Raw genomic sequence first — 11,447 nt, 5'->3', positions numbered from 1 at the left:
GGCCGCCGCCCTGGCGCAGGGTGCGGATGCGGTCGCGGCGGCCTGTGAGGATCTTGTGGGGGTAGCACTGGTGTCCGACGTCCCAGACGATGCGGTCGTCGGGGGTGTCGAAGACGTGGTGGAGGGCGACGGTGAGCTCGACCACGCCGAGGCCGGAGCCGAGGTGTCCGCCGGTGACCGAGACGGCGTCGATCATCTCGGCGCGCACCGCGTCCGCCACCGCCTGCAGCTCGCCCTCGCCCAGGCGGCGAAGGTCCGAAGGCTCGTTCACCCGCGCGAGGATCTCGTCCCGCGACTTGCTCTCACGATCTGACAATGACTTACACCCGCTCGTTCGTCTCATCGATTCGGTCCGGCGCGGACCGGGTCATGCCCGGCCACGGCGCCGCCGCGCTTGAGCGCTCGACGAAATTTTCCGGACCTATATACCGATTTCGCCTGATCTGGCCACGCCGGGCCTCGGCGCTAGCCCGCAGGCCTCGCACGTCGGTCAGGTGAGGGCGGCCCGAGGCTCCGATAGCCCGGGCGGGCAGCCAGCAGTCGAGGAGGTCGGCCCGGCGATCCATCTCCCGTCAGGTACGGAACGATCCTGCAGCCAGCAATGTTCGGCGGGTAATTTTTTGCATACGAGCCCTTTCCGCCACATGAGATGCAGCGTGGCCCGCATTCCAATCCCAGCGCTCGCCGCGGCGCTCACCCTCCTCGCAGCGAGCCTCCTCGGCGGACCGGCCCGCGCTGCTCCGGGCGACCCCGTCATCCTGTTCACGATTCCGTGTGACCGCGTGCTCGGCTGCATCCCGCAGGCCACGCCGGGCGCGCCGGACCGGGACGTGCGCCCCTTCGAGGGCAGCCTCGGGCGGCCCTGTGGGTGGCGCTACCGACCGACCCCCTCCGGCACCCGCAGGGTCCGGGCGTGCTACTGACGCGGTGCGTGCGCGCGGTCCTGTTCGGGCTGGCCGTCGCACTCGCGCCACCGGCGCCCGCACAGGCGGCCACGGACGCCTGCCCGGCCCTGTTCGCGGAGGGCCGCGCCCCGGCTCTCACCAATCAGAAGCTCGCGGCCGACACGGTGCCTCTCTGCTTCGAGGCCTTCGCGGTGCTCCATTCCGGCCTGACGCGCGGCCCGCTCTACGCCGCCGAGCACCTCACCCGCGCGAGCGTCGCGGCGGCGCGCCGGGTGGACCGGGTCGACGCCTTCCACGACGAGGACCGGCTGCCACCCACCGCGCGATCGACCCTGGAGGATTACGCGCGCAGCGGCTTCGACCGCGGGCACCTCGCTCCGGCGGGCGACATGCCGAGCGCGGAGGCGCAGGCCCAGTCCTTCAGCCTCGCCAACATCGTGCCGCAGAACCGCGCCCTCAACCGCAGCCTCTGGGCCGCCATCGAGGAGAGCGTCCGGCGCCTCGCCCGCGAGCGCGGCGAGCTCTACGTGGTCACCGGGGTGATCTTCTCCGGCGACCGGGTGGAGGCGATCCGGGACCGGGTGCTGGTGCCCACCGACCTGTTCAAGGCGGTCTACGACCCGGCCCGCGGCGAGGCTGCGGCCTACCTGGCGCCGAACCGCGCGGGCGGGGACTGGCGGGCGGTCTCCCTGCAGGACCTGCAGACGGCCGCCGGCATCGACGTCTTTCCGGGCCTCGCCCCGTCGGCCCGCCCCCTCGACCTGCCGGAGCCGCGGGAGTTCTCCCGCGACGAGGCCGGCAAGGAGTCCGGCGGCCGGGAGGCCCGGCGCGAGCAAGGCTGGGGCGACTGGCTCGTCCACACGCTCTTGCGAGCGCTGCGTCAGGCGGTGCGCGAGGCGATCCGCACGATCTTCTGAAGGGTGAGACCATGGCCGCACGCACGCGCAAGCCCGCCTTCGCCCCCTTCGCGGATGATGCCGCCGTGCAGACCCTCGGCGGCCTGTCGGTGGAGAACGGTCAGGCCCGCATCGCGCTCCACGGCAGCCTCGACCTGACCCGCGACCGCGAGGGCCTTGCCCGGGCCCGGGCGCTGAAGGCGACCCTCGACGCGATCGTGCGGGCTCTCGAGCGGGCCGACCTGCCGGAGGCCGTGGCGGAGGAGCCCGAGGCGACGACGCCCAAGGCGAACCCGTTCGCCTGAGGGGGCTCCCGCGCGCGATCCTTGCCCCCTCCGGGCCACCCTGGTACTCGGAGGGGATCACCATAACCGACACGGCCGCGCCGCGACCCCGAGGGGAGCGCCGCGCTGACCCGCGCGCCGCGGGCGCCCGCGCCGGCTGACACGGACACCTGAGGAACCCGCGATGGCCCGCGAATTCATCTACCACATGCGTGGTCTGACCAAGAGCTACCAGGGCGGCAAGAAGGTCCTGGATAACGTCAACCTGTCGTTCTACCCCGACGCCAAGATCGGCGTCCTCGGCATCAACGGCTCCGGCAAGTCGACGCTCCTGAAGATCATGGCCGGCATCGACAACGACTGGACCGGCGAGGGCTTCGTCGCCCAGGGCGCCCGCGTCGGCTACCTGCCGCAGGAGCCGCAGCTCGACCCGGACAAGAGCGTCCGCGAGAACATCATGGAGGGCGTAGCCGAGAAGCAGGCCCTGCTCGACCGCTACAACGAGCTCGCCATGAACTACTCCGAGGAGACGGCGGACGAGATGACCGCGCTCCAGGACCAGATCGAGGCCCAGAACCTCTGGGAGCTCGACTCGAAGGTCGATCAGGCCATGGAGGCCCTCGGCTGCCCCGGCGACGAGCAGCCCGTCGCCACCCTCTCGGGCGGCGAGCGCCGCCGCGTGGCCCTCTGCCGCCTCCTCCTGTGGGAGCCGGAGCTGCTCCTCCTCGACGAGCCCACCAACCACCTCGACGCCGAGACGGTGAACTGGCTGGAAGGGCATCTCCGCCAGTATCCGGGCGCGATCCTGATCGTGACCCACGACCGCTACTTCCTCGACAACGTCACGGGCTGGATCCTGGAGCTCGACCGCAGCCGGGGCATTCCCTACGAGGGCAACTACTCGGCCTGGCTCGTGCAGAAGCAGAAGCGCCTGGAGCAGGAGGGCCGCGAGGACATGGCCCGCCAGCGCTCCATCGCCCGCGAGCAGGAGTGGATCGCCGCCTCGCCGAAGGCCCGGCAGTCGAAGTCGAAGGCCCGCATCACGCGCTACGACGAGCTCGTGGCCAAGCAGAACAGCAAGGTCGACGCCGCCGCGCAGATCGTCATCCCGATCGACGAGCGGCTCGGCAACAACGTCATCGAGTTCGATCACCTCAGCAAGGCGTTCGGCGACCGGCTGCTGATCGAGGACCTGTCCTTCAAGCTGCCGCCGGGCGGCATCGTCGGGGTGATCGGCCCGAACGGCGCCGGCAAGACGACGCTGTTCAAGATGATCACCGGGCAGGAGAAGCCGGACGGCGGCCGCATCGAGGTCGGCGAGACCGTGCATCTCGGCTACGTCGACCAGTCGCGCGACGCCCTCGATCCGAACGCCACGGTCTGGCAGGAGGTCTCGGGCGGCAACGACATCATCTATTTCAACAAGCGCGAGATCAATTCCCGCGCCTATTGCGCGGCCTTCGCCTTCAAGGGCGGCGACCAGCAGAAGAAGGTCGGGACGCTCTCGGGCGGCGAGCGCAACCGGGTCCACCTCGCCCGCACGCTGAAGGGCGGCGCCAACGTGCTCCTCCTCGACGAGCCCACCAACGACCTCGACATGGAGACCCTGCGGGCCCTCGAGGACGCGCTGGAGGATTACGCCGGCTGCGCCGTCATCATCAGCCACGATCGCTGGTTCCTGAACCGCATCGCGACCCACATCCTCGCCTTCGAGGGCGACAGCCACGTGGAGTGGTTCGAGGGCAACTTCTCGGACTACGAGGCGGACAAGCGCCGCCGGCTCGGTACCGAGTCGCTGATCCCGAAGAAGCTCAAGTACAAGAAGTTCTCGCGCTGACCTTCGGTGCCCTGTCCGGCTGCAGGCCGGGCAGGGCGTCCACGTTCACGTCGGCTCAAGCCTCGTCCTGGGCCAGCGGCGTCTCGTCGTAGATTTCCGCGAGCGTCAGCGTCACGGCAAGCGCCGTCAGCCGCACGCCCTGATCCGGGTCGACCGGTTCCGGGACGAGACGCCCGTCCGCGTTCCGGCCGAAGGCTCGGACCTCGCGGCGGTCCTGGCGGACGAGGACGTAGTGCCGGATCGAGGGGACGGCCTCGTAGGCGTTCCGCTTGGCGGCCTGCCGGCGGGGCGTGTCGCTCTTCGAGAGGATCTCGAACACGGCGATCGGATCGGCGGTCACCGAGGAGTCGTCACGCGCTTCCGGCGCCACGAGCACGTCCGGCGCCACCGTGCGGTCGGCGCCCGGCACCGGCACCTGGCTCGGGCCCGAGGGACGCCAGGCCGGGCGCAGGACCCGCCACCGCGCCCGCAACGCGAGCAGGATGTTGGTCTGGATCCAGTCGTGCCGGCGGGTCGGCTGCGCGTTCATCACGGGACGTCCGGCATCGAGTTCCCAACGCTCACCGTTCGGCCGCTCGGTGAGGAAGGCCAGGAAGATGTCGAGCGTCATGGGGGGCGGGGCAGCGGCGGGGCTCGGCATCGCGATTCTCCGATCACCGGTCCGCCATCCTAGCGGCCGCGTCCGAACGCGCCAGGGTTTCGCCGACCTGGGCTTCACTCCCTACGCGCTCAGCCGCAGGGCCTCGCGCAGGTCGCGACCGTCCGTGAGCTTTTGCCCACGACGGCGCATCGCCCGGAGCATGCCCGGATCGGGGAAGGGGCAGTAGGGCAGCACCGGGACGGTCCGTCCCTCCGGCAGGGCACCGCTCTGCGCAACGCCGTCCAGCAGCGCGTCGAGCATCCCGCGGCCGTGGGCGTGGAGGAGCAGGCTCGCGCGGCTCGCGGTGACGTCCGCAGGCAGCGCCACCGCGTCCTGCGCCAGGATCGCGCCGGCATCGATCGCCGGCGCGAGGCGGTGCAGGGTTATGCCGAAGGCCCCTCCGCCCTCGGCCAGGGCGTGGATCGTCGGCACCGGCCCGCGGTGGCGGGGCAGCAGCCCCGGGTGTCCGTTGACGCCGCCGAGGCGCGCCGCCGCGATGGTCCCGGCCGAGAGGATCTGGTCGAAGTGGTAGGTCAGGATGAGGTCCGGCGCGTGGCGCCGCAGGGCGTCCGCCACCTCCGGCCCGTTCACGTCGTCGACCTTGAGCACCGGGATGCCGAGTTGGCCGCAGAGCGTCCGGAGCGGCGTCGCCTCCGGGCTGTCGGCGACGCCGGCGAGCCTCTGGGTCAGGGGCGCCAGGGGGCGCAGAAGGTCCGGCAGGCCGAAATTCACCCCGAGATAGGGCAGGAAGGCCGGGCCGGACCGGGCGAGGTGGCGGCGCACCTGCGCGATGAGGCCGCCGGCCGCGGGCCGCTCGGCGTTCGAGAGGCCGACGAGGGCGATGTCGGCGGCGTGGTCCGCCACGAAGCGGCGCACCGTGCGGGCGTTCGGCAGCGCCTCGAGCACGAACAGGGCGATCCGCGCCCGCGCCATCTCAGCGGCGCTTCCGGATCTGGAAGCGGAAGCCGTGCATGCCGAGGCGGCGCAGGCGCTCCGGAAGCAACCCCGCGCCCCGGGCGAGGATCGCAAGGATCAGCGGGAAGGCGACGAGGTCCTGGTCGCGCGCGAGGCCCCGGGCGATCCGCTCGGCGGCCTCGTCGGCGGTCATCTCCAGGGGGCGCCAGCCCTTGTAGTCGCCGCCCATGGGCGTCTTCACGTAGCCGGGCGTGACCACGTTGATCTTCACACCCCGCTCCCGGACCTTCTCGCGCAGTGCGAGGCCGTGGGCGACGAGCGCCGCCTTGGCGCCGCTGTAGGCCGGCGCGTCGGGCAGGGGCGCGAAGGCGGCGAGCGACGAGAGCAGGGCGATCTGGCCCGAGCCCCGGGCGAGCATCAGGCTCACGCAGGGCAGCATCACGTTGAGCGCCCCCCCGAGGTTGATGTCGGCCGTCTCGAAGGCGACTTCCTCGGTCTCGACGTCGCCGGACGGGTGCCCGCCGTTGATGGCCGCATTGACGATCACGAGATCGAGGGGGTGGCGGGCATGGGCCGCCGCGAGGAAGGCCCGAACGCGGTCCCGGTCGCGCACGTCGAGTCGCTCGGTCTCCACCGCGGCGCCCCTGGCGCGGCAGGTCTCGGCCACGGCATCGAGGCGGCCAGGGTCGCGGGCGACGAGCAGGAGGGTGGTGCCGGGGGCGGCGTAGCGGCGGCTGAGCGCGGCGCCGATGCCGCTCGACGCGCCGGTGATCAGGATGACGGGCATGGTCCGCCTGCTAGCGCATGCGGCGTGGAAGGGGAATCCGCTTCGCCGGTTCGATCACGCGGCCACGGCGCCGGGCGCCCCGTTCAGTAGACGGCGGCCAGGTGTCCGTCGCCCTCCGTGCCCTCGCGGGCCGCCTGCGCGGCAGCGACCACGGCGTCGGGCAGCGTCGCCTCGAGCTTCGGCACCGTGGCGGCGACGGCGCGCTCGATGGCCTGGCGGGAGAAGAAGCCGCCGTTGACCTGCGTCCGGTGCAGCACGACCCGACGGAAATCCCGCATCAGGTCCGAATCGGGAGCGACGGGCGCGGTCCAGAAGGTATCGAGGCCACCCTGATGGGTGAGACCCGGCATGTTGTAGATCGCCGTGCCCATGGCGAGGGTCGGCCGGCCCATCTCCAGCGAGAGCATGCCCACCGTGCTGTTGATGAGCACGACGCCCCGCGCCCCCGCGATCAGGCTCGGCAGGTCGCCGCCGTCGATGAAGTCGAGCCGGTCGCTGACGCCGTGGCGGCGGGCCGAGGCGCGGGCGAACTTGCGCCAGTTCATCAGGCCGCTGTCGAGGGGGTGGAGTTTCACGAGCAGCCGGGTCGGCGCCGCCGAGGTGTCGGCGAAGGACTTGATCACCCGGTCCATGAAGCCCTCGACCCCGAGGAAGGGCGAGTGGACCCGGATCTGGTAGTCGCTGTCGAGCTGGAGCGGCAGCAGGAAGTAGTCGACGCCGACCGCGGTGTAGATCTCGTTGCAGGACTGCGCCTCGCGGCGGGTGCGCCCCCGGCGCAGGAACTTGCGGATCCAGCCCGCGTACTCGGCGGCGATGTGGGTCGGCCGGTGGCTGCGGAAGGAGGGATAGAGGTAGGGGAACCCGATATTGGCGATGTTGTAGGACACGTCCCAGATGCTGCGCCGGGCCATGTCGCCCGAGGAGGGCAGGGCGTGGCCGGGCTGCGGCAGGCGGCGGGCCAGCGCCCGCACCGCGTCCGCGGTCTTGGGCAGGCTGGAGAAGCCGTTCACCCCGCCGAGCTCGCAGGTGATCCAGTTCGGGCGGATGTAGCCCTCCTCGAACACGTGCACGCGCAGGCCGTGCAGCTTGGCCACCTCGCGGGCGACGACGTGGTAGGGGCGGCAATCCCCGAACAGCACGATGTCGGTCACCGCGTGCTGGGCGACGTAGGCGCTCAGGTAGGCCTGCCAGCCCTCTCGGGGGCCGCGGTAATTGTCGGAGGCGCCGCGCCAGAACAGCCAGTCGCCGGAGCAGAAGTTGATGCGGCGGACGCCGTGTCCCCGCCTGCGCAGAGCGCGCCCGAGATCCGAGAAGAACGGCGAGGCGATTCCCTGGAGGAACAGGAAGGTCGCGGGGCGGTCCTGCAGATGGTCTGGGCGGGGCTGCAGCATTCTGAGGCGCTTTTCGTCCTTCCCCGGAGAGCCGGGGCCCAAGCTGTGGAGACCACCGATCCGGTGATCCTAGCGCACCGGCGCGGCGACGCGGACGGGCCGCGAACGATTTGCTCGACGCGTGACGTTCCCGCAACGCCGGGGCGGCCGGAACACCGAACGGCAGTTAGGCGCCAATCGCGGCGAGGGTGTGTCAAGCTTGCCGCACCCCCGGCCTCGGCACGTCCGCGCCGGCACCGCACCGCATTGGGTCCCCGGTGCGTGAAAAATCCTCTAATGAGCCTGCTTCGCGGGTGCGATACCCCGCCGAGCAATCCATGGGCGGGCGGGACGGCCCCCGCCGCAGACGAGCGAGCATGACGCCCAGCATCCCCCAGACGCTGTTCGCCACCGGCCGCGCGGTCCGGCTGCTCCGGTCGCAGATCGAGGCCGCCACCGGCTCGGCCTTCGGCTCGCCGCTGGCGCCGGGCGCGGCCGCCGTGGTCTGGGGCGACGGGCCCCTCGGCCGGGTGCTCCGCCGCGCGGGCCGATCCGTCCTGGTGGTCGAGCCGGGCCCGCTCGTCAGCCCTTACGATTCGCCGGCCACCGGGCTGTCGAGCCTGCGCATCCGCCTGGCGGACGCGCCCTTCGAGCCCGGCATCCACACATTCGATCCCTGGACCCGCGAGCCGATCGGGCTGGAGGCGTGCCGCGCGCGGGTCGCCTGGCTCGGCGCGCGCTTCGCCGAGAATGACCGGCGGGTCGTCTACGTCGGCATGTCGGCCTGGAAGCGGCCCGCCCTCGACGTGTTCGGCCTCGGCCCGCGCGGGCGGCCGATCCACACCATGCGGGCCGAGGAGGCCGTGGCGGCGGGGCGGCGCGAGGGCGCACGGGTCCTGGCCTGGGCGACGCGGGCACCGGAGCACCTGGAGCGCGCCTGCGCGGAGGCCGGCCTGCCGCTCGCGCGGGTCGAGGACGGGTTCCTGCGCTCGGTCGGCCTCGGCGCCAGCCTGCAGCCCGGCGCCTCGATCGTCGTGGACGACCTCGGCATCTACTACGACCCCCGCCGCGAGAGCCGCCTCGCGCGGCTCCTCGCCGAGACCGAGTTCCCGGACGAACTCCTCGAACGGGCGGCGGCCCTGCGCACGGCGATCGTGGCGCGCCGGCTCAGCAAGTACAATGTCGGGCTGAGCGAGACGCCGGCCGACTGGCCCGCCGACCGCCGCATCGTGCTGGTGCCGGGGCAGGTGGAGGACGACGCCTCGGTGCTGCACGGCTCCCCGCTCGTGCGCTCGAACCGCGACCTGCTCCGGGCGGCCCGCGCCCGCAACCCGGACGCGTTCCTCCTCTACAAGCCGCATCCCGACGTCGAGGCCGGGTTCCGCCCGGGCCGGATCCCAGAGGGCGAGGCCCTGGCCCTGGCCGACCGGATCGTCGGCGGCATCGGCATCGTCGACCTGCTCGATCGCGTTCACCACATCGAGACCATGACTTCGCTCGCGGGCTTCGAGGCGCTGATCCGCGGCCTCAGCGTCGCCGTGCACGGGCGCCCGTTCTATGCCGGCTGGGGCCTGACCGAGGACCTCGCCCCCGGCTTCGACCGGGGCCGCAGCCTCTCCCTCGACGGGCTCGTGGCCGGCGCACTGATCCTCTACCCGCGCTACCTCGATCCCGTGGCGATGAAGCCCTGCGCGCCCGAGCAGCTCCTCGACCGGCTGTGCGAGGCCCGCGCGGCCGCGCCCCGCAACGCCCTGTCGCTCAGCCGCGCCGCCCATCTCGGCATGCGGCTGCGCTACGCCGTCTCAAACCCCGTCGTGCGGCTGCTCCGCGCCCGCCGCGGCGTAGCGGGCGGCAAGGGGAGAGGCGGGGGGAACGGCGAGTGAGCGGATCCCTGCGGTGACCGTCTTCCTGCTCGCCCTCGGCCTCGCCCTCGCGGCCGCGACCGCCATCGAGTTCCTCTCCTCCGCCGCGACGCCCGGCCGCCCGAGCCTGCGCCCCGCCGACCTGGCCTTGCGCCTCGCGGGCTACGCCCTCGTGATGCTGTTCTGGTTCTGCTTCTCGTGGCGCCCCTGGCTCGCGGCGTTCTCCTGCGTCACCACGGTCGCGAGCCTGCACCTCGTCAGCCGCCTCAAGCGCTCGGTGATCGGCGAGCCCCTGGTGTTCAGCGACTTCGCCCTGCTGCCGCAGGTGCCGCGCCACCCGCAGCTCTACTACGTCCCCCCGGTGAGCGACCCCCGGGTCGCCCTGCCGGCGCTGGCCACGATCGCCCTGACGGCGCTCTGGTACTGGCTCGAGCCGGCGCGGCTGCCCCCCGGGCCCGGTCTCGCCGTCCTCGCGGTGCTGGCCCTGCCGGCCGCGCTCGCCGGCCTGGCCCTGGCGGCCGGCCGCGCGCCGCTGGCGGCTCTGCTGGCGCGCGCCTTCCCGGCACCGGCGGCCGATGCCGACATCGCCCGGGTCGGCCTCCCGGCGACGCTGATCGCCTACGCGCTGCGCCGGCGCGGCGAGTCCCCCCGCGCCCCGTCCACGCCCGAGGCGACCGCCAGCGCGCCCGGCGACCCGGTGGTGGTGGTGATCCAGCTCGAGTCCTTCGTGGATCCCGAGCGTCTCGGTGGACAGGCCCTTCCAGCGATGGACACCATCCGGACACGGTCCGCCCAGTACGGACGCCTGCGCGTCCCGGCCCACGGGGCCTACACCATGCGCACCGAGCACGCGGTGCTCACCGGCCTCGCGCCGGACAACCTTGGGTTCGGCGTCTACGACCCCTACCTCGCCGCGGGCGGCGACGAGCCGACGAGTCTCGCGCGCCGGGCAGCCCGGGCCGGCTACGAGACCCTGTTCGTCCACCCTTTCCACCCCGACTTCTTCCAGCGCGCGGCGGTGATGCGCCGGTTCGGCTTCGGCCGCCTCGTGATGGGCGACGCCTTCGCGGGAGCCGAGCGGGTCGGCCCCTACGTAGGGGACGTCGCCCTCGGCCGGCGCATCCTCGCCGAGGTCGAAGCGCGGCAGGGTCCGCTGTTCCTGTTCTCGGTGACGATGGAGAACCACGGCCCCTGGAAGCCGGGCCGGCTCCCGGGCCTCGACGATCCCCTCGCGCAGTACCTCCACCACGTCGCCAACACCGGGCGGATGCTGGAGGAGCTGGTGGCCGGACTGTCCGGAATGCGGGCGACGCTCTGCGTCTTCGGCGACCACGCGCCCTCGCTGCCGAGCTGCCGCCCCGGCTTCGGCCAGACCAGCACCGACTACGCGATCTTCCGCTTCGGGCAGGACGGGGGGGACCCGCAGCGGATCGATCTCAGCGCCGACGCCCTCGGCCGTCACCTCCGGGACACGGTGGCCGCACGAATCGCGGCAGGCGCGAACCAAGCGTGACCGTGCCACGGTGGTGACGCATTAGGGTTGAATGGCTCGGAGCCGGCCACGGCCACGTTTAATCGTCCGTTAACGGAACCGTCCAAGACTCCCCGGTCGCCGGTGCGGCCGCAGAAGACGGACGCCGCGATCGATCCCGATCCGCCGCGGTGACCGTCGCGAAACAATTCCGTGTCATCCCGCCCGCAAGGTCGGGGTCGCACGCCGGACCCGGTCCGGATGGAGACAAGCGTATGCTGCGTAACACGGCGCTGAGGGCGCTGATCGGCTGCCTCGCCGGGACGAGCCTCGCGGGGACGAGCCTCCTCGGCGGCTGCTCGGTGCTGCCGGCCTCGGGTCCGACGGCGCGCGCGGTCGAGGCCGGGGCTGCGGTGGCGACGTCGGAGGGGGTGCTGGCGCGCTACGAGATCGTGGACATCAACGCGGCCACCGTCGAGG

11 protein-coding genes and 1 pseudogene are annotated in these 11,447 nt (G+C 72.6%); 7 read left to right on the top strand and 5 right to left on the bottom strand.

Translation table 11 applies throughout. The features are described from left to right. Positions 1-343: 1-deoxy-D-xylulose-5-phosphate synthase N-terminal domain-containing protein (locus ACLBXP_RS25030; protein WP_447670550.1), on the bottom strand; the 343-nt coding region annotated here is incomplete at its 3' end. A gap of 313 nt (positions 344-656) precedes the next feature. Between ACLBXP_RS25030 and ACLBXP_RS25025 the strand changes: the two genes are divergently transcribed. From ACLBXP_RS25025 to ettA, 4 genes are all read left to right on the top strand, one after another. Next, a complete protein-coding gene (locus ACLBXP_RS25025) occupies positions 657-923 on the top strand; it encodes a hypothetical protein (RefSeq protein ID WP_447670549.1) in 267 nt (88 codons plus the stop codon). Then, a complete protein-coding gene (locus ACLBXP_RS25020; RefSeq protein WP_447670548.1) occupies positions 914-1,822 on the top strand; it encodes a DNA/RNA non-specific endonuclease in 909 nt (302 codons plus the stop codon). Before ACLBXP_RS25025 ends, ACLBXP_RS25020 begins: the two co-directional genes overlap by 10 nt. Before the next feature lie 11 nt (positions 1,823-1,833). Continuing rightward, entirely contained in the window at positions 1,834-2,106 is a 273-nt protein-coding gene (locus ACLBXP_RS25015; RefSeq protein ID WP_447670547.1) for a hypothetical protein, read from the top strand. 163 nt (positions 2,107-2,269) lie between these two features. Continuing rightward, positions 2,270-3,922 (top strand): energy-dependent translational throttle protein EttA, encoded by a 1,653-nt coding sequence (gene ettA / locus ACLBXP_RS25010; RefSeq protein ID WP_447670546.1) that lies wholly within the window; start codon positions 2,270-2,272, stop codon positions 3,920-3,922. Positions 3,923-3,977: 55 nt separating this feature from the next. Here ettA and ACLBXP_RS25005 read toward each other — a convergent pair whose 3' ends face one another. The 4 genes from ACLBXP_RS25005 to ACLBXP_RS24990 form a co-directional block, all read right to left on the bottom strand. Then, the gene (locus ACLBXP_RS25005; protein WP_447670545.1) at positions 3,978-4,562 is read right to left on the bottom strand and encodes a Uma2 family endonuclease; all 585 of its coding nucleotides are present in this window, start codon (positions 4,560-4,562) and stop codon (positions 3,978-3,980) included. An 81-nt stretch (positions 4,563-4,643) separates the two neighbouring features. Continuing rightward, the gene (locus tag ACLBXP_RS25000) at positions 4,644-5,495 is read right to left on the bottom strand and encodes a formyltransferase family protein (RefSeq protein WP_447670544.1); all 852 of its coding nucleotides are present in this window, start codon (positions 5,493-5,495) and stop codon (positions 4,644-4,646) included. Between the two features lies 1 nt (position 5,496). Further along, on the bottom strand, positions 5,497-6,264 hold the full coding sequence (locus ACLBXP_RS24995; protein ID WP_447670543.1) for an SDR family NAD(P)-dependent oxidoreductase: 768 nt from the start codon (positions 6,262-6,264) through the stop codon (positions 5,497-5,499). Positions 6,265-6,347: 83 nt separating this feature from the next. Further along, positions 6,348-7,655, bottom strand: a complete 1,308-nt coding sequence (locus tag ACLBXP_RS24990; RefSeq protein WP_447670542.1) for a capsule biosynthesis protein — start codon at positions 7,653-7,655, stop codon at positions 6,348-6,350. 356 nt (positions 7,656-8,011) lie between these two features. On the opposite strand from ACLBXP_RS24990, the gene ACLBXP_RS24985 reads away from it, so the two are divergent. The 3 genes and pseudogenes from ACLBXP_RS24985 to ACLBXP_RS24975 form a co-directional block, all read left to right on the top strand. Further along, positions 8,012-9,517: a capsular polysaccharide export protein, LipB/KpsS family gene (locus tag ACLBXP_RS24985; protein ID WP_447670541.1), complete on the top strand. Its 1,506-nt coding sequence runs from the start codon at positions 8,012-8,014 to the stop codon at positions 9,515-9,517. Positions 9,518-9,530: 13 nt separating this feature from the next. After that, positions 9,531-11,009 carry an LTA synthase family protein gene (locus ACLBXP_RS24980; RefSeq protein ID WP_447670539.1) on the top strand — a complete coding sequence of 493 codons (1,479 nt, stop codon included), beginning with the start codon at positions 9,531-9,533 and terminating at the stop codon, positions 11,007-11,009. 233 nt (positions 11,010-11,242) lie between these two features. Further along, positions 11,243-11,447: pseudogene (locus ACLBXP_RS24975) on the top strand (polysaccharide biosynthesis/export family protein); the annotation flags it as partial.

Source organism: Methylobacterium sp. A54F, from assembly GCF_053346035.1.
Note: the sequence above shows the minus strand (reverse complement) of the source record. Positions and strands in the feature narration are given on the sequence as shown.